General features: G+C 36.3%; 12 protein-coding genes and 3 tRNA genes. 1 reads left to right on the forward strand and 14 read right to left on the reverse strand.

What is annotated here, in order from left to right:
- The coding region (locus ACFQ13_RS11665; protein ID WP_449361597.1) for a DUF7507 domain-containing protein at nucleotides 1-4,542 on the reverse strand (4,542 nt) is incomplete at its 3' end.
- A 567-nt stretch (nucleotides 4,543-5,109) separates the two neighbouring features.
- Between ACFQ13_RS11665 and ACFQ13_RS11670 the strand changes: the two genes are divergently transcribed.
- A complete protein-coding gene (locus ACFQ13_RS11670) occupies nucleotides 5,110-6,699 on the forward strand; it encodes a peptide chain release factor 3 (protein ID WP_386117518.1) in 1,590 nt (529 codons plus the stop codon).
- A gap of 156 nt (nucleotides 6,700-6,855) precedes the next feature.
- Here ACFQ13_RS11670 and ACFQ13_RS11675 read toward each other — a convergent pair whose 3' ends face one another.
- The 13 genes from ACFQ13_RS11675 to ACFQ13_RS11735 all read right to left on the reverse strand — a co-directional run bounded on the left by ACFQ13_RS11675 (nucleotide 6,856) and on the right by ACFQ13_RS11735 (nucleotide 20,354).
- Nucleotides 6,856-7,179: a DUF3467 domain-containing protein gene (locus ACFQ13_RS11675; RefSeq protein WP_386117520.1), complete on the reverse strand. Its 324-nt coding sequence runs from the start codon at nucleotides 7,177-7,179 to the stop codon at nucleotides 6,856-6,858.
- Between the two features lie 111 nt (nucleotides 7,180-7,290).
- Complete coding sequence (gene rpoC, locus ACFQ13_RS11680; RefSeq protein WP_386117522.1) at nucleotides 7,291-11,592, reverse strand: DNA-directed RNA polymerase subunit beta'; 4,302 nt, start codon at nucleotides 11,590-11,592, stop codon at nucleotides 7,291-7,293.
- A 110-nt stretch (nucleotides 11,593-11,702) separates the two neighbouring features.
- Nucleotides 11,703-15,515, reverse strand: a complete 3,813-nt coding sequence (gene rpoB, locus ACFQ13_RS11685; RefSeq protein ID WP_386117523.1) for a DNA-directed RNA polymerase subunit beta — start codon at nucleotides 15,513-15,515, stop codon at nucleotides 11,703-11,705.
- Between the two features lie 122 nt (nucleotides 15,516-15,637).
- Complete coding sequence (gene rplL, locus ACFQ13_RS11690; RefSeq protein WP_114310109.1) at nucleotides 15,638-16,012, reverse strand: 50S ribosomal protein L7/L12; 375 nt, start codon at nucleotides 16,010-16,012, stop codon at nucleotides 15,638-15,640.
- Between the two features lie 60 nt (nucleotides 16,013-16,072).
- Nucleotides 16,073-16,594 carry a 50S ribosomal protein L10 gene (gene rplJ / locus ACFQ13_RS11695; RefSeq protein ID WP_114310110.1) on the reverse strand — a complete coding sequence of 174 codons (522 nt, stop codon included), beginning with the start codon at nucleotides 16,592-16,594 and terminating at the stop codon, nucleotides 16,073-16,075.
- A gap of 19 nt (nucleotides 16,595-16,613) precedes the next feature.
- Nucleotides 16,614-17,303: a 50S ribosomal protein L1 gene (gene rplA, locus ACFQ13_RS11700; protein WP_386117526.1), complete on the reverse strand. Its 690-nt coding sequence runs from the start codon at nucleotides 17,301-17,303 to the stop codon at nucleotides 16,614-16,616.
- A gap of 10 nt (nucleotides 17,304-17,313) precedes the next feature.
- Nucleotides 17,314-17,754 (reverse strand): 50S ribosomal protein L11, encoded by a 441-nt coding sequence (gene rplK / locus ACFQ13_RS11705; protein WP_114310112.1) that lies wholly within the window; start codon nucleotides 17,752-17,754, stop codon nucleotides 17,314-17,316.
- Nucleotides 17,755-17,820: 66 nt separating this feature from the next.
- The gene (gene nusG, locus ACFQ13_RS11710) at nucleotides 17,821-18,366 is read right to left on the reverse strand and encodes a transcription termination/antitermination protein NusG (protein WP_114310113.1); all 546 of its coding nucleotides are present in this window, start codon (nucleotides 18,364-18,366) and stop codon (nucleotides 17,821-17,823) included.
- Between the two features lie 20 nt (nucleotides 18,367-18,386).
- A complete protein-coding gene (gene secE, locus ACFQ13_RS11715; RefSeq protein WP_114310114.1) occupies nucleotides 18,387-18,581 on the reverse strand; it encodes a preprotein translocase subunit SecE in 195 nt (64 codons plus the stop codon).
- 112 nt (nucleotides 18,582-18,693) lie between these two features.
- A tRNA-Trp gene (locus tag ACFQ13_RS11720) sits at nucleotides 18,694-18,766 on the reverse strand.
- Between the two features lie 106 nt (nucleotides 18,767-18,872).
- Nucleotides 18,873-20,060 (reverse strand): elongation factor Tu, encoded by a 1,188-nt coding sequence (gene tuf, locus ACFQ13_RS11725; RefSeq protein ID WP_114310115.1) that lies wholly within the window; start codon nucleotides 20,058-20,060, stop codon nucleotides 18,873-18,875.
- A gap of 76 nt (nucleotides 20,061-20,136) precedes the next feature.
- Nucleotides 20,137-20,208: transfer RNA gene (locus tag ACFQ13_RS11730), tRNA-Thr, on the reverse strand.
- Nucleotides 20,209-20,281: 73 nt separating this feature from the next.
- Nucleotides 20,282-20,354, reverse strand: a tRNA-Gly gene (locus tag ACFQ13_RS11735).
- Nucleotides 20,355-20,452 lie beyond the last annotated feature (98 nt).

Consider the following 20,452-nt stretch of genomic DNA (forward strand, 5'->3'; position numbering starts at 1 on the left):
GCCTGCATCAATATCTGATTGAGTAATTGTATAGTTGGCTGAATACAACCAAACTTCATCGACATCTAAGATGTTATCATTATTGTCGTCTCCTGAGGCTAAAGTGAGTTCTCCTCCTAACATGGTATCTGTAAGAACAACATCTGTTATCGTGGCTTGCCCTTCGTTGGTCACTGTAAAACTGTAGGTTATGGTTTCTCCTAAGTTTGCATAACCATCACTATTTTCATCATTAAAAACTCCCGTTTTTATCACTGCGATGCCTGATTCTAATGGCAAGATGAGATCGGTAATATCATCTTCTAAAACAGTATCATCATCTGAAAGGTCTTCTAAAGTGGAACCATCTATTGAACTTGTTCCAGTTACTACAGCTTGATTACTTACGATACCTGCATCAATATCTGATTGCGTAATTGTATAGTTGGCTGAGTACAACCAAACTTCATCGACATCTAAGATGTTATCATTATTCTCGTCTCCTGAGGCTAAGGTGAGTTCTCCGCCTAACATGGTATCTGTTAATGTCACATCTGTAATACTCGTAGTTCCTTCGTTGGTGACTGTAAAACTGTAGGTGATTGTTTCGCCTACATTAGCATAACCGTCGTTATTTTCGTCATTAAAATCGGCTATTTTAATCACGGCAACTTCTGCAGACTGCGGCAAGTCTATTACCGTAAAATCATCTTCAAAAACAGAGTCGTCATCCGAAAGGTCACTTTCTTCTGTTCCATCATCGACATTAACGGATGTAATGCTTGCCTGGTTACTAACTGAACCTGTATCGACATCGGCTTGTGTAAGCGTGTAGCTCGCAGAATACAACCAAACTTCATCGACATCCAATTCATTATCACCATCTGTATCACCAGAAACCAAAGTTAATTCGCCACCCAGCATAGTATCCGTTAACACCACATCGGATAAATCTACGCTACCTTCATTTGTTACAGTAAAGTCATAAGTCAAAGTTTCTCCGACTTCAGCAAATCCATCGGCATTTTCATCATTAAATTCTACTGTTTTAATTACAGCAATGTTGGCCGTATCACACAAATTTGAATTTGTTGCATCGATATACCCACCATAGACTTCTATGGAATTTATAACACTAGCAAGTGAGCCTACCGTAATTTGAATTTCATCAAAACTTAAAGTCGTATTAAAAGCCACAACATATAAGCCATCTGTAGTTAATGGCGTTATATTAATTAGACCTAAAGCTTCTAAATTCAATAAATTACTTGCTGTTTTTTGCTCGCGTTGCAGTCCGTTTAAATAGGTGGTTAAGGTTATTGAATTTAACAGATCGACTTCTAATAAATCGTTTGTATCTCTAATAACGAACCCTGCTCTTGTTCCTGCAGGATATTCTAAAAGCACATCTTGTACAGAAAGCGACGCACTTCCGGCAACACCTGCTACAATATTGATTAATGCAAAGTCACTCCCCTCTTGCGTCAATACATTTTGAGAATTATCAACCTCACAAGCTACGCAGGCCAAACCATCGGTTCCTGTTCTGAAAGAATTAATAATTACAGAATCATTGGGATTGGCTAATACATAAGGATCTTCACAATCTATCGTTCCTGCACAGAAAGCTTCTAAAACCACATTATAAATTCGTGTACTTCCTAAATTCACAGACACGAGTTGCGAGAGGCTTATTTGAACCTCATCAAATGGCGCAGACGCTACAAATCCAACTCTTATAGCTTCATTACCGGTCAATAACAAACCTGAATTTACAGGTACAAGCTCGGTGGCACCTGTATGAGATTCTACCAAGGCTCCATTGTTATAGGTTGATATGGTAATGGCATCTAACAACTGAGTATTTAATAAACTTGCATTTTCAATATCGAATCCGGCATATGTCATTGCTGGGTATTCCGTTAATTCGTCTTTTACGGCTAAGGCTGCCGTTGCTGCAACTCCTGCCAACAAATCTATTGTGGCATAATTTCCTGCATTAGAATCGAACAGGTTATCTGTATTATTAACACTGCCAACCCCGAGTAATCCTCCCGTACCGGTATGTTCATCTACAATTCTCATTGGAAAATCTGGTTTGGTTAAGGCCGTTGGCGTATTACATACTAAATCTGGCCCTTCACAAAATCGGTTTGTTACCGCATGATAGACACGCGTAGAGGACAAAACATCTAATAAACTGGCTATTGAAATTTCTATAGCATCATAATCCATAGTGGTATAAAACCCTATATAATATTTATCACTCCCTAATAAAGTACTATTTACAACGGCTAAGGCTGAACTTGTTTTAGATTCTTGCTCTACACCATCTAAATATGTTCTAATAACAATTGCTTCTAGTAAATCTGCTTGAAGAATAGAACTGTTCTCTATGAGTAGCCCTGCATAACCACCAGCGGTAAAAAATTCTCCTGCTGTGGCGTCGGTTACTCTAAGCGTATGGGTTGTACCAAGTCCTACTCCTGTAGTGATTGTGGCATAGGTAGATTCATCTCCATCGATTAAATGGGCGTCATTGTAAACCCCACAACCTAACACGCAAGTCCCTGAAGTATTTGTATTCACTGTGAGATCCGTAAAGCCAGAACTCGTAATTGGCACAGGATTCACGGTATTACAAGGCACCTCATATTGAACCCCATCGGTATTTACAATAAAGGCCTCCGTAGCTTCACAACCTAGCGCATCTGTAACCGTAACCGTGTAGGTTCCTGGTGACAATCCTGAAATGGAATTTGTGGTTTCTCCCCCCGGACTCCATTCAAACGTATAAGGCGGTGTACCTCCTGATACCACTACTGATAAGCTACCGTCTGCAATGCCGAGTGTGGTTTCATTAATTACTGTACCCTCAATCTGAATGGTAGTATCTACATAACTTCCGTAAACTTCAATACTATTAATAACGGCAGCTAAAGCACTTACTGAAAGTTTAATTTCATCATAATCGAAGCTAGTTTCAAAACCTACCAATAAGAAACCATCCGTTGTTACTGGTGTAATATTTATAAGTCCTAATGCTTCTAAAGCAAGTAAGTTACTGGCTGTTTTAGATTCTAATAATGTCCCGTCTAAATAAGTACTTAACGTAAGAGAATTTAATAAATCAACTTGTAATAAATCATTGGTATCTCTAATAATAAATCCAGCCGTACTCCCTGAAGGAAACGTACTTAAGACATTTTCTACTGCTATTGAAGCGGTATTAGCTACACCGGCCACGACATTAATCATGGCAAAATCAGAATTGCTTTCACTAATTACATGATTAGCATTATCAACCTCACACCCTACACAAGCTAATCCTTCTACACCAGTGTTCGTATTATTAATAATTACAGGCTGCGATGGATTACTCAGAACCGTTGCAGAACTACAGGCAAGCTCTCCTTCACAAAAAGACTTTAAAACTAATCCGTAGACCCTTGTGCTACCTAAGTCGACAGAAAGCGTCTGACTTATAGATATTTGTACTTCATCAAAAGGTAAACTGGTTACAAACCCCACCTGAGAACGCTCAGATCCTGTTAGCAAAAGCGCACTATCTACTGCTATTAACTCAGAACTTCCTGTTTGACTTTCTTGTAGTGATCCATTTAAATAGGTTGAAATGGTGACACCATTAAGTAAATCTAAATTAAGAACAGATGTATTTTCAATATCAAAACCTGCATAAGTATGCTCAGGATATGTTGTAAATTCATCTTTAATAGAGAGACTACCCGTTGCTAACACCCCTAAGGTAAAGTCTATACTGGCGTAAGAGTTAGCATTAGAGTCTACGGCTGCTGTAGCATCGATAACACTTCCTACACCTAATACGCCACCGAATCCTGTGTGTTCCTCCACTATTCTAGCCGGAAAATCAGGTTTTGTTAACGTTGTTGGTGTATTACAAACCAAGTCTGGTCCGGCACAAAAGCTATTGGTTACGGCATGATAAATTTTAGTCGAAGAAAGTACCCCTGCTAAACTGGACAATGAAATTTGAATGGCATCAAAATCTTCAGTAGTATAAAAACCAACATAAAACTGATTAGACCCCAACAAGCTCGTATCAATAACCGCTAAGGTATTACTCGATTTTGATTCTTGCTCTACCCCATCTAAAAAGGTCTTGACAACAATATTATCGAGCAAATCTACTTGCAAAACCGTGCTATTTTCTAATAGAAATCCGGCATAATTCCCACTGCTATAAAATTCATCTGTTGTTGTATCTTCAACTTTAATAGTGTGTGTTACCCCTAGACCCACTGCCGTCGTTACTGTGGCATAATTAGCATCATTACTATCTACCAAAGCATTTTCGTTACTTATACCACAACCTAGAATACATAAACCAGAAGTATTACTACTTACTGCTATATCCGTATAATTTGTAGCCGATATAGGTACGGGCTTGTCCGTATTACAGGGGACGCTTACCGAACTAAAGTAAGGTTGGGCCTCTTTATTTAAAGTATGAAACTCTGAATGTTCGGGTTCTGACCTTGTAACAGACAATAAACTTAACATCAAAACGATGAGAAATAACATTGATTTAAAACGTACAATAAAGCTTTTCAGAATGTGGAATTGGAAAGTAGGTCTATCCATAATGATAATTTTAGAAGATTAATATTATCAGATGATATTCTAACAAGCAAGGGGGAGAGAGGAGTTGCTCTTGTGAAACTCAGCAGTAGATGAATACAATTCTCGGTTTTTAGAAAGGCTATTTTACTACTGTAAAATGAGTAATTGTATGGGGTTTACAATTTAATGTTTGGGACATAAATCACAAAATAATCAGGGGCAACCGGTTAAATTATGTTAAAATAACACCATAAAATAAACTTAATGTATTAATAATTAAATTCACTATTGATTTTACATGAAATTAACATAATTTATAGTAATTCAATAAATTCGTAAGTTTTTTCGACAAAATACCGGATTTTTTAACATTTAAGTACCTGATTATAAGCTTTTAGACCTCGTTTCTTTTAAAAGTCGAAAATTTATGTAAATTTTCAGGCTTTTAAGATTTTTTAAAATGCCCCACTCGGTTCTATTTTTATTGTTGTTAATAATAGTATCTTCGCAGTCATTTTTAAGTTTATTATGAGTTTTATAGAAGAGATTAACAGACGCAGAACATTTGGAATTATTTCGCACCCCGATGCGGGAAAAACAACCCTAACAGAAAAGTTACTTTTATTTGGTGGTGCTATCCAAGAAGCAGGAGCCGTAAAAAGTAATAAGATTAAGAAAGGGGCTACGAGTGACTTTATGGAAATTGAACGTCAGCGTGGAATTTCTGTAGCCACTTCTGTTTTAGCTTTTGAATATAATGGTATAAAAATAAATATTTTAGATACCCCTGGTCACAAAGATTTTGCTGAAGATACCTTTAGAACTTTAACAGCCGTTGATAGTGTTATTGTGGTTATTGATGTTGCTAAAGGGGTTGAGGAGCAAACGGAAAAACTCGTTGAAGTTTGTAGAATGCGTAACATCCCAATGATTGTTTTTATCAATAAAATGGATAGAGAGGGAAAAGACGCTTTTGATCTTTTAGATGAAATAGAACAAAAATTAGGCTTAAAAGTGGTCCCATTAAGTTTTCCAATTGGTATGGGTTATGACTTTAAAGGGATTTATAATATTTGGGAAAAGAATGTCAATTTATTTTCTGGAGATAGCCGAAAAGATATTGAGGAAACCATTGAAATTTCAGATTTATCATCTTCTGAATTGGATACCTTAGTGGGCGAAAATGCCGCTAACACCTTAAGAGATGAAATTGAATTGGTAGAAGGCATCTACCCTAGTTTTAACAAAGAAGACTATCTTGATGGAACGCAACAACCGGTATTCTTTGGTTCTGCTTTAAATAATTTTGGGGTCCGTGAGTTATTAGATTGTTTTGTGGATATTGCACCAAAACCGAGACCTAAACATAGTGAAGAACGTTTGGTACAACCTGATGAGAAGGAATTTAGTGGCTTTGTCTTTAAAATTCACGCCAACATGGATCCGAACCACAGAAATAGACTTGCGTTTATTAAAATTGTATCCGGAGAGTTTAAACGAAACACGGCCTACCTTCATGTTAGAAATAAAAAGAAATTAAAATTCTCTAGTCCAAATGCTTTCTTTGCTGAAAAGAAGGAGATTGTAGACATCTCTTACCCTGGAGATATCGTTGGATTACAAGATACAGGAAGTTTTAAAATTGGAGATACTTTAACCGAAGGCGAAGTGCTTCATTATAAAGGTGTACCGAGTTTTTCACCTGAGCATTTTAGATATATTAATAATGCTGATCCTATGAAGTCTAAACAACTTTACAAGGGTATAGATCAATTAATGGATGAAGGGGTAGCACAACTCTTTACACTAGATTTAAACGGCCGAAAAGTTATAGGTACCGTTGGAGCTTTACAATATGAAGTTATCCAATACCGTTTAGAGCATGAATATGGTGCTAAATGTACTTACGAAAACTTAAATGTTCAAAAAGCATGTTGGGTACAAACTGACAATCCTAAAAGTGAAGAATTTCAAGATTTCTTACGTGTAAAACAACGTTTCTTAGCGCGAGATAAACAAAACCAATTGGTATTTTTAGCCGATTCTATGTTTACACTTCAAATGACACAACAGAAGTATCCGAGTATTACTTTTCATATGACTTCTGAATTTGATTAAGCCCTTATCTTGTCTTATAATAATAAGACCTTACTTCAATCAATTCATAAAAAAAACCTTAGAAAATTAATTCTAAGGTTTTTTTTATTCCTTTAAGACCTACTTCACATTAAGATTTAAGTCCCTTAACCTATTTCATTTCGTAAACCGGTCTCATTACGCTTGCCCTGTTGGTCCAAAATTAAGTGGTATAGGTGCTTGCTCATAATCTTTTATTTCGCCATGAGCGTTCTCAAAACGCGTTACATTTTCGCCTAAAGCTTTTAATAAACGCTTGGCATGTTGCGGCGTTAAGATAATACGCGACTTAACTTTACTCTTAGGGGTTCCTGGCATAATGCTCACAAAGTCTACAACAAATTCTGAGACCGAATGATTAATGATTGCCAAGTTAGAATAGGTTCCTTCTGCAACCTTTTCGTCTAGTTCTATATTTATTTGTCCTTTTTTAGGATTTGGATTATTGGTATCGTCTGCCATAATAAAACGTATTTATGATTTCTAGTATTTACTTTATAATTAAAAAAGCCTTCTTGTAAAAATACAAGAAGGCTTTTAATTCAATTGTTATTTTGAAACAAAATTCACGAATTAGTTAAAATTCATTTCTTCTTTTGCTTTCATCATTTCATTAAATTCTTCTCTAGAACCTACGATGATATTATCGTATTCTCTAACACCTGTTCCTGCTGGAATTCTATGTCCAACAATTACATTTTCTTTAAGTCCTTCAAGAGAATCTACTTTACCGTTAACGGCCGCTTCATTAAGTACTTTCGTTGTTTCCTGGAACGATGCCGCAGAGATAAACGATTTAGTTTGTAATGAGGCTCTTGTAATACCTTGTAAGATTGGCGTTGCAGTAGCCGGACTTGCGTCTCTAGCTGTTACAAGGTTCTTATCTTCGCGACGTAAACTAGAGTTTTCGTCTCTTAGATCTCTTACTGTTACAATCTGACCTGATTTTAAATTATCAGAATCACCTGCGTCTTCAACTACTTTCATTCCGAAAATTTTATCATTTTCTTCAATGAAATCAGACTTATGCACCAATTGGTTTTCTAAGAAAATGGTATCACCAGAATCAATAATTCTAACTTTACGCATCATTTGTCGTACAACCACCTCGAAGTGCTTATCATTAATCTTCACCCCTTGTAAACGATATACTTCTTGTACTTCATTTACTAAATACTGTTGTACCGCTGAAGGGCCTTTAATGTTAAGAATATCGTTTGGTGTTATAGAACCATCTGATAAAGGCATACCTGCTTTTACGTAATCATTTTCTTGTACAAGAATCTGATTCGATAATTTTACTAAGTATTTCTTAACTTCACCAAGCTTAGACTCAATAATAATTTCACGGTTACCACGCTTAATCTTACCGAAAGAAACAACACCATCAATCTCACTTACTACAGCTGGATTAGAAGGGTTACGTGCTTCAAACAATTCTGTTACACGAGGAAGACCACCGGTAATATCACCCGCCTTAGCAGATTTACGAGGTATCTTAACCAAAATCTTACCGATATCAATAGCATCACCATCATCAATCATAATGTGGGCTCCTACTGGTAAATTGTAAGAACGAATTGTTTCTCCTTTAGAATCTTCAATTAATAACGTTGGTATTAATTTCTTGTTTCTAGATTCTGAAATAACCTTTTCTTGGAAACCTGTTTGTTCATCAATTTCAACTTGATAAGTTACCCCTTGTTCGATGTTTTCATACTTCACATTACCTGCAAATTCTGAAATAATAACACCGTTATATGGATCCCAAGAACAAACAACATCACCTTTCTTAAGTTTATCACCTGGCTTCACATAAATAAATGAACCATAAGGGATATTACTTGTACTTAATACGATACCTGTTTTAGCATCGATTAATTTTAATTCTGAAGTTCTAGAGATGACAACATCAACATCTTTTCCTTCATTATCTTTAGACTTAACCGTTTTAAGATCTTCGATTTCAGCAATACCGTCAAACTTAACCGTTAACTTGTTATCTTCAGAAATGTTACCTGCAATACCTCCAACGTGGAACGTACGTAAGGTTAACTGTGTTCCTGGCTCACCAATTGATTGTGCCGCAACAACACCAACAGCTTCACCTCTTTGTACTAATTTACCAGTAGCAAGGTTACGTCCGTAACATTTAACACAGATTCCTTTCTTAGCTTCACAAGATAAAGGTGAACGAACTTCAATAGAATCTAAAGGAGAATCTCCAATTTTCTTAGCAATGATATCATCGATATGACCACCAGACTCTACTAATAACTCTTCAGTTAATGGGTGGTAAACATCATTTAATGACGTTCTACCCACAATTCTATTCTCTAAGCTTTCAACAATCTCTTCGTTTTTCTTAAGTGCAGAAACCTCAATACCTCTAAGTGTACCACAGTCTTCTTCATAAACAATAACGTCTTGAGAAACATCAACTAAACGACGTGTTAAGTAACCTGCATCGGCCGTTTTAAGAGCCGTATCCGCAAGACCTTTACGTGCACCGTGCGTAGAGATAAAGTATTCTAAAATTGAAAGACCTTCCTTAAAGTTAGAAAGAATCGGGTTTTCAATAATTTCTCCACCACCAGCGGTTGATTTTTTAGGTTTCGCCATTAATCCACGCATACCTGTTAACTGACGAATCTGTTCTTTAGAACCCCTTGCCCCAGAATCAAGCATCATAAATACCGAGTTGAATCCTTGTTTGTCTTCACGAATACGCTTCATAGACAATTCAGTCAATTCGGCATTCGTAGACGTCCAAATATCAATAACTTGGTTATAACGTTCGTTGTTGGTAATAAGACCCATATTATAGTTCCCCATAATACCATCAACTTGTTTGTTTGCTGAATCAATCATTCCTTGCTTTTCAGCTGGAATAATAATATCACCTAAACTGAATGATAATCCACCTTGGAAGGCAAATTTGTATCCTAACGTTTTAATTTCATCTAAGAAATCAGCTGTTTCAGGTACACTTGTTTTCTTAAGAATACCGTGAATAATTTCTCTTAATGATTTCTTAGTTAAGACTTCATTGATATATCCTGCTGCTGCTGGTACTTTTTCGTTGAAAAGTACACGACCAACAGTCGTTTCAATAATCTGAGTTGTTAATTCTCCCTCTTCATTAAAGTCTTGCGTTCTTACTTTAATACCTGCATTTAAGTCAACACGCTTTTCATTATAAGCAATATTTACTTCTTCTGGAGAGTAGAACGTTAAACCTTGTCCTTTTACAGTATACTCTTCATCCGTTTTTCTAAGCTTAGTCATATAATATAAACCAAGTACCATATCCTGAGAAGGTACAGTTACTGGAGAACCATTTGCAGGGTTCAGAATATTATGTGAGGCTAACATTAAAAGTTGCGCTTCTAAAATCGCTTCAGGTCCTAATGGCAAGTGAACCGCCATCTGATCCCCATCGAAATCGGCGTTAAATGCCGTACACACTAATGGGTGTAATTGAATCGCTTTACCTTCAATAAGCTTAGGTTGGAATGCTTGGATACCTAAACGGTGTAAGGTAGGAGCACGGTTTAATAATACAGGATGTCCTTTAAGAACATTCTCTAAGATATCCCATACTACAGGCTCTTTTCTATCTATAATCTTCTTAGCAGACTTAACTGTTTTTACAATTCCTCTTTCAATTAATTTTCTAATTACAAAAGGTTTGTAAAGCTCAGCAGCCATATCTTTAGGAAGACCACATTCAAATAATTTTAATTCTGGTCCTACAACAATTACCGAACGTGCTGAATAATCCACACGCTTACCAAGTAAGTTTTGACGGAAACGTCCTTGCTTACCTTTAAGGGAATCTGATAATGATTTTAATGGTCTGTTAGAATCTGTTTTTACTGCAGATGATTTACGTGTGTTATCAAATAATGAATCTACTGATTCTTGTAACATACGTTTTTCATTACGTAAAATCACTTCTGGTGCTTTTATCTCAACTAATCTTTTAAGACGGTTGTTACGGATAATTACACGACGGTATAAATCATTTAAATCAGAGGTTGCAAAACGACCACCATCTAAAGGCACTAAAGGTCTTAATTCTGGTGGAATTACAGGTACAGCCTTCATGATCATCCATTCCGGTCTGTTTTCTCTGTTTAAGTTTGAATCTCTAAACGCTTCAACAACTTGTAAACGTTTTAAAGCTTCAGTTTTACGTTGCTTAGATGTTTCATTATTAGCTTTGTGTCTTAAATCGTAAGATAACTGATCTAAGTCAATACGCGCTAATAAATCAATCAGACACTCTGCACCCATCTTAGCGATGAATTTGTTAGGGTCTGAATCATCTAAGTATTGGTTTTCTTGAGGAATAGACTCTAAAATGTTTAGATACTCTTCTTCGGTTAAGAAATCCATTTTTTGTACTGGCTCACCTTCTGCATTCATAGCAATACCTGGTTGAATAACCACGTAACGCTCGTAATAGATAATCATATCTAATTTCTTAGACGGTAATCCAAGAAGGTAACCAATTTTATTAGGTAAAGAACGGAAGTACCAAATATGCGCTACAGGTACCACTAAGTTAATGTGCCCTACACGATCTCTACGGACTTTCTTTTCTGTTACTTCTACACCACAACGGTCACAAACAATTCCTTTGTAACGTATTCTTTTATATTTACCACAAGCACATTCAAAATCCTTTACAGGACCAAAAATACGCTCACAGAACAAACCATCTCTCTCTGGTTTGTGTGTTCGATAATTAATAGTTTCTGGCTTCAATACCTCACCGCGAGACGCTCCTAAAACAGACTCAGGTGATGCTAAACCGATAGAAATTTTGTTAAATTTCTGTACTGTATTCTTATCTTGTTTTCTTGCCATGTTATTTTTGTTGTTTGGTATGGGCAACCCTAAAGTTGCCCGTACACTGTTTTTTTCGATTGTTCTCTAGGCCATAAAACTATTGCCCTTAAGGAAAAATTCTTTTAAAATTATTCCTCCAATCTAATATCTAATCCTAAACCTTTCAATTCGTGCATAAGTACGTTGAATGATTCTGGAAGTCCCGGTTCTGGCATAGGCTCACCCTTAACGATCGCTTCGTAAGTTTTAGCTCTACCAATAACGTCATCTGATTTTACAGTTAAGATCTCACGTAGGGTGCTTGATGCGCCATAAGCCTCAAGTGCCCATACCTCCATCTCACCAAAACGCTGACCACCAAACTGTGCTTTACCACCTAATGGTTGTTGTGTAATTAATGAGTATGGCCCAATAGAACGTGCGTGCATCTTATCATCAATCATGTGTCCTAGTTTAATCATATAGATCACACCAACAGTTGCTGGTTGATCAAAACGATCTCCTGTTCCACCATCATAAAGATAGGTATGACCAAATCTTGGAATACCAGCTTCATCTGTGTATGCGTTAATCTGATCTAATGTTGCACCATCGAAAATTGGCGTTGCATATTTCTTTCCTAAATCTTTACCAGCCCAACCTAATACAGTTTCATAGATTTGACCGATGTTCATACGTGACGGTACCCCTAATGGGTTTAAGACAATATCAACAGGTGTTCCATCTTCTAAGAATGGCATATCTTCTTGACGTACAATACGTGCAACAATACCTTTGTTACCGTGACGTCCTGCCATCTTATCACCTACTTTAAGCTTACGTTTCTTAGCAATGTAAATCTTCGCTAATTTGATAATTCCTGCTGGTAATTCATCTCCTACAGAAATTGTAAACTTCTCACGTCTTAAAGATCCTTGTAAATCATTCTCCTTAATTTTGTAATTATGGATAAGATCTGCAACAAGCTCGTTAGTATGATCGTCAGTAGTCCATTTTCCTGATGTTAAGTGTGTATAATCATCTACAGCATTTAACATTTTTAAGGTATACTTTTTACCTTTTGGAATAATTTCCTCACCTAAATCATTATAGATACCTTGAGCCGTTTTACCGTTAACAATATTGAATAACTTGTCTACAAGTACATTTTTAAGATCATCGAATCTGTTATCATAAACATCTTCTAACTTTTCGATATCTTCTTTATCTTGTGCTCTCTTACGCTTATCTTTTACCGCTCTAGCAAATAATTTCTTAGCGATAACCACCCCATGAAGTGATGGTGAAGCTTTTAATGAAGCATCTTTAACATCTCCTGCTTTATCACCGAAGATGGCTCTTAATAATTTTTCTTCTGGTGTTGGATCTGATTCTCCTTTCGGTGTAATCTTACCAATTAAGATATCTCCTGGTTTGATTTCAGCACCGATGCGAATCATACCATTTTCATCTAAATCTTTAGTGGCTTCTTCAGAAACATTAGGGATATCATTAGTTAACTCTTCGTTACCTAATTTTGTATCTCTTACTTCTAAAGAATATTCATCAATATGAATTGATGTAAAGACATCTTCTCTAACTACTTTTTCAGAAATTACAATCGCATCCTCAAAGTTATACCCTTTCCAAGGCATAAAGGCTACTTTCATATTTCTACCAAGTGCTAATTCACCATTTTCAGTTGCATAACCCTCACAAAGTACTTGTCCTTTTGCTACTTTATCACCTTTTTCTACAATAGGTTTTAAGTTAATAGACGTTCCTTGGTTGGTTTTTCTGAATTTTACTAATGGATAAGTTTTAGTATCACTATCAAAACTAACCATAGCAGCTTCTTCGCTACGCTCGTAACGAATTGTAATTTTTTGAGCATCTACATACTCTACAGTACCATCACCTTCAGCATTAATTAAAACACGAGAATCTGAAGCCACTTGACGTTCTAAACCGGTACCAACAATTGGAGACTCAGGACGTAATAAAGGAACGGCCTGACGCATCATGTTAGATCCCATTAACGCACGGTTGGCATCATCATGTTCTAAGAAAGGAATTAAAGATGCAGAAATTGACGCAATTTGGTTAGGCGCAACATCTGTATAATTCACATTCACAGGATCAATCACTGGGAAATCACCTTCTTGACGTGAAATAATTTTATCTGCTAAAATCTTTCCATCCTCATCGACATTGATAGTTGCTTGCGCAATTAACATATCTTCTTCCTCTTCAGCACTTAGGTATGTTGGTGTATTTTTAATATCTACAACCCCATCTTCTACTTTACGGTATGGTGTTTCAATGAATCCCATTGCATTTACTTTCGCAAATACAGATAAAGAAGAAATTAATCCAATGTTTGGACCTTCAGGAGTTTCAATAGGACATAAACGTCCGTAGTGCGTATAGTGAACATCACGTACCTCGAATCCTGCTCTTTCTCTTGATAAACCACCTGGTCCTAATGCTGAAAGACGACGCTTATGCGTAATCTCTGCAAGAGGATTCGTTTGATCCATAAATTGAGATAACTGGTTGGTTCCGAAGAACGAATTAATTACAGACGATAACGTCTTAGCATTAATTAAATCTATAGGTGTAAAGACTTCGTTATCACGAACGTTCATACGCTCACGGATGGTACGAGCCATACGTGCTAAACCAACACCAAACTGAGATGATAATTGCTCTCCTACAGTACGTACACGACGGTTAGATAAGTGATCAATATCATCAATCTCTGCTTTAGAGTTGATAAGCTCAATTAAATATTTTATGATCGTTATGATATCTTCTTTGGTAAGCACTTGCTTATCCATTCCGATATCTAACTGTAATTTCTTGTTCATTCTGTAACGTCCAACTTCACCTAAAGAGTAACGTTGATCCGAGAAGAATAATTTGTCTATAATACCACGTGCAGTTTCCTCATCTGGCGGCTCAGCATTACGTAATTGACGGTAGATATGCTCAACAGCTTCTTTTTCAGAGTTTGTTGGATCCTTTTGCAAGGTATTATGAATAATAGCGTAATCTCCTTGTTGTGCGCTTTCTTTATGTAAAAGAATTGTTTTTACTTCGGCCTCAAGAATTTCTTCTATATTATCTTTATCGATAATGGTATCACGGTCTAATACAATTTCGTTACGTTCAATAGAAACTACTTCACCAGTATCTTCATCAACGAAATCTTCATGCCATGTGTTAAGTACACGTGCCGCAAGTTTACGACCGATAACTTTCTTTAATCCAGATTTTGACACTTTTACTTCTTCAGCAAGGTCAAAAATCTCTAAAATATCTTTATCACGTTCAAACCCAATAGCACGGAAAAGGGTTGTAACAGGTAATTTTTTCTTTCTATCAATATAAGCATACATTACTTGATTGATATCCGTGGCAAATTCAATCCAAGATCCTTTAAAAGGAATTACTCTTGCTGAATATAATTTTGTTCCATTAGCATGGAAAGACTGGCTAAAGAATACACCAGGTGATCTATGCAATTGAGAAACGACAACACGCTCTGCACCATTAATACAAAATGTCCCACTAGGAGTCATATAAGGGATGGTTCCTAAATAGACATCTTGAACGATTGTTTCGAAATCCTCGTGTTCTGGATCTGTACAATACAATTTCAATCTTGCTTTTAAAGGCACACTATAGGTTAATCCTCTTTCAATACATTCTTCTATTGAGTATCTAGGTGGATCGATAAAGTAATCTAAAAATTCTAGTACGAATTGATTACGAGTATCTGTTATGGGGAAGTTCTCCATGAAGGTATTGTACAAACCTTCAGTACCTCTTTCTTCTGACTTTGTTTCTAATTGGAAAAAATCCTGGAAGGATTTAATTTGAATATCCAAAAAGTCTGGGTAATCTGTCCTATTTACAATAGAAGAGAAATTAATTCTTTCAGCCTTTTTTGCTAACATTGATGAACGAGATTTTTATTAAATAAAAACTAAAAAATGTATATAACGTTTATATACACAAAAGGGTTTAGGTCTTAGAGTTTACCTCTAGACCTAAACCATATATTGTAGATAAGATAAGCTTACTTAAGCTCAACTTCAGCTCCTGCCTCTTCTAATTGAGATTTTAAAGCTTCAGCTTCGTCTTTTGTAATTCCTTCTTTGATAGCGCTTGGTGCATCATCAACTAATCCTTTTGCTTCTTTTAAACCTAAACCAGTTAATTCTTTAACTAATTTTACAACTGCTAATTTAGAAGCACCTGCTGCTTTTAAGATTACATCAAATTCAGTTTGCTCTTCAGCAGCGTCTCCACCACCTGCAGCTGGTCCAGCCATAGCTACTGCTGCTGCAGCAGGCTCAATACCGTACTCATCTTTTAATATAGTTGCTAATTCATTAACTTCTTTTACTGTTAAGTTAACTAATTGTTCTGCGAAATCTTTTAAATCTGCCATTTTTCTATTGTTTAATAATGTGTGTTATATTTTATTTTCTATTGTGTATATACTATACGATTATCCTTCTCTTTCAGATAATGTTTTAACGATACCAGCGATTGTACCACCACTAGATTTAAGTGCTGAAATAACGTTCTTAGCAGGTGATTGTAATAATCCAACAATCTCACCGATAAGCTCTTCTCTAGACTTAATATCAACTAAGGTATCTAATAACTCGTCGCCAATGTAAACCGCTTCTTCAATGAAAGCACCTTTTAATAAAGGCTTTTCAGACTTCTTACGGAATTCTTTAATTACTTTAGCAGGACCGTTTCCAGTTTCAGAATACATTACAGATGTATTACCTTTTAAAGTCGTTGGTAACTCACCGAATTCTCTATCCGATGCTTCCATTGCTTTCTCTAAAAGTGTATTCTTTACTACTGCTAATTTAATATTAGCTTTAAAACAAGCTCTTCTTAAATTTGAAGTTGTTGCTGCATCTAATCCAGAGATATCTGTTAAATAGATATTTGCATTATCTGCTAACTGAGCAGTCAACTCTTCAATTACTTGGGATTTTTCTTCTCTTGTCATAATATTCTAAGTTTAACTACTATCCTATTTTTGTATCAATTGCTACACTTGGACTCATTGTACTAGACATATAAATGCTTTTTACATATGTTCCTTTTGAAGCCGTTGGCTTTAATTTCATGATTGTAGATAATAATTCTTGAGCATTCCCAACAATTTTATCTGTACTGAAAGATGCTTTTCCTATTGGAGCATGTACAATACCAGTTTTATCTACTTTAAAATCAATCTTACCAGCTTTTACTTCAGCAACTGCTTTAGCTACGTCCATAGTAACTGTACCTGTCTTAGGGTTTGGCATAAGACCTCTTGGTCCTAATACTCTACCTAATGGTCCTAACTTACCCATAATGCTTGGCATAGTAACGATAACGTCTACATCTGTCCAACCATCTTTAATTTTTTGTAAGTACTCATCTAATCCAACGTAATCCGCACCAGCTTCTTTAGCTTCTGCTTCTTTATCTGGAGTTACAAGTGCTAAAACCTTCATGTCTTTACCTGTACCATGTGGTAATGAAACTACCCCACGAACCATTTGATTGGCTTTACGTGGATCTACACCTAATCTGATTGCTAAATCGATAGAAGCATCAAACTTTGTGTATGTAATTTCTTTTAGTAAAGCTGAAGCTTCTTCTAAAGAGTAAATTTTGTTATTATCAACCTTTGCTCTTGCTTCTTTTTGCTTCTTTGTTAATCTTGCCATTTCTAAAAATTTAGTTTGGAGCTTCTCCTCCTTTAACAGTGATACCCATTGATCTAGCCGTACCTGCAACCATTTTCATAGCTGATGCAAGTTCAAATGCATTTAGATCTACCATTTTGTCTTCAGCAATTGCTTTAACTTGATCCCAAGTTACTTTTGCTACTTTACGTCGGTTCGGTTCTCCTGATCCTTTTTTTAGTTTGGCCGCTTCTAATAATTGTACTGCTGCTGGTGGCGTCTTAATTACAAAGTCAAATGATTTGTCTTTGTAAACTGAGATTGCCACAGGTAAAACCTTACCTGCTTTATCTTGAGTTCTCGCATTAAACTGCTTACAGAACTCCATGATGTTAACTCCAGCGGCACCTAAAGCGGGTCCTACCGGTGGCGATGGATTCGCAGCACCTCCCCGAACTTGTAGCTTAACTACTTTGTCTATTTCTTTTGCCATTTCTTGATGTTTATACGCCTATCTATATTGGAAGCATAGATATAACGCTCTTTATTGTAACAATTATTAAACTTTCTCTACTTGCATGTAGCTTAACTCTAATGGTGTTTTTCTTCCGAAAATCTTAACCATAACTTCAAGCTTACGTTTTTCTTCGTTAATCTTCTCGATTGTACCATCAAAACCATTGAATGGACCATCGATTACCTTAACAGTTTCTCCCTTTGTAAATGGTATCGCCACACTTGCATCTGCCTCTACGGATAACTCATCTACTTTACCTAACATTCTGTTTACTTCAGATTGTCTCAGTGGCACTGGGTCACCACCTTTAGTTTCTCCTAAAAATCCGATAACGTTAGTTATGGATTTAATAATGTGAGGAACTTCGCCACTTAAGTTGGCTTGTATCATAATGTAACCTGGAAAATAAACCTTTTCTTTGTTGATCTTTTTCCCGTTACGGATTTGTATTACTTTTTCGGTTGGTACTAAAACCTGGTCTACATAATCATCTAAACCTAATCTTGAAATCTCAGTTTCAATATAAGCTTTAATTTTATTTTCTTGACCGCTTACCGCTCTAACAACATACCACTTTTTATCAGACATAATCGCTTCTTGTATATTTGTTAGTGAATCAATTCAAAATAAGCCTTTACCGCTCTACTAAAAGTTGTATCAACTCCCCAAATAGCTAAAGAAAATATAATTGAAAACACAGCAACAATCACAGTTAGTTTCTGAGCTTCTGGCCATGGCGTCCATGACACATTGTTCTTTAACTCTTCAAACGATTCTTTTATATATGTTACTAATCCTGCCATTTGATTATTTACTTTATTTAGGACTTATAAAATCATCCTTTTAATTTAAACGGGGTTGAGAAACACCTTTACGTTAGTTAAGGCTAGGCTTCTCGCCTCTAAATATTATTTGCACGGGTTGAGAGACTCGAACTCACGACACCTGGTTTTGGAGACCAGTGCTCTACCAACTGAGCTAAACCCGTATTCCTGTTTTAAACCTCTTTACCGGAGGAGTAAAACCTGTAAACAATAATCAAGGCGTCCCGAACCATCGAGACACCTTAATTATAATATTTCAACTATATCAGATTAGTCTAAAATTTCAGTTACCTGACCAGCACCAACTGTTCTACCACCTTCACGGATAGCGAAACGTAAACCTACGTTCATTGCAATTGTGTTAATCAACTCAACAGTAATAGTTAAGTTATCACCAGGCATTACCATTTCAACTCCATCAGGAAGCGCAATGTTTCCAGTTACGTCAGTTGTACGTACGTAGAACTGTGGACGGTAGTTATTGTGGAATGGTGTGTGACGACCACCTTCTTCTTTCTTAAGGATATAAACCTCAGCTTTGAACTTAGAGTGTGGAGTTACAGAACCAGGCTTAACGATTACCATACCTCTAGAGATTTGAGACTTCTCAATACCTCTTAATAAGATACCAGCGTTATCACCAGCTTCACCTCTATCTAAGATTTGACGGAACATTTCAATACCAGTAATTGTAGATGTTAATTTCTCAGCACCCATACCGATGATCTCAACAGGATCTCCAGTGTTAGCTACACCAGTTTCAATACGACCAGTTGCAACAGTACCACGACCAGTAATAGAGAATACATCCTCGATAGGCATTAAGAAAGGCTTATCCATATCACGAACAGGCTCCTTAATCCAGTCATCAACAGCTGCCATTAATTCCATAACAGTGTCAACCCATTTTTGTTCTCCGTTTAAAGCACCTAAAGCAGATCCAGCAATTACAGGTCCATTATCACCATCATATTCGTAGAATGATAATAAATCTCTAATTTCCATTTCAACTAATTCAAGTAACTCCTCATCATCAACCATATCCACTTTATTCATGAATACAACGATACTTGGAATACCTACCTGACGTCCTAAAAGGATGTGCTCACGTGTTTGTGGCATTGGACCATCTGTTGCAGCAACAACTAAAATAGCACCATCCATTTGAGCAGCACCTGTAACCATGTTCTTTACGTAATCGGCGTGACCTGGACAGTCAACGTGAGCGTAGTGACGATTAGCAGTTGCATATTCTACGTGTGAAGTATTAATTGTTATACCTCTTTCTTTTTCTTCTGGTGCGTTATCGATTTGATCGAAATCTCTCGCTTCAGATAAACCTGCATCAGCTAATACTTTAGTAATAGCAGCAGTTAAAGTTGTTTTACCGTGATCTACGTGTCCAATAGTACCAATGTTTAAGTGTGGTTTTGAACGATCAAAAGTTGCCTTTGCCATGTTTAATTTATTTTAATCTTAATTATATTATTAGTGTTCAATTGTATATTCTAAATGTAATTAACTTAGAAAAAAGAGCCAATGACGAGAATTGAACTCGTGACCTCTTCCTTACCAAGGAAACGCTCTACCCCTGAGCTACACCGGCTTTTCATTTACGATTACCGATTTGGTTAGATTTACGAAGCGTCAAACAACGCATCTCAACTCGTAAATTAATGAGCGAGAGACCGGGTTCGAACCGGCGACATTCAGCTTGGAAGGCTGACGCTCTACCAACTGAGCTACTCTCGCATTTTTATTAATTAAATCGCTTTAATTAAAGGGCTTCAATATTTCAAATAAAGATCATTATTTTACAAATGACCTTAGGTTGCTGACACAACCTAAAA

The organism is Winogradskyella rapida (assembly GCF_042675845.1).
Lineage (GTDB): Bacteria > Bacteroidota > Bacteroidia > Flavobacteriales > Flavobacteriaceae > Winogradskyella > Winogradskyella rapida.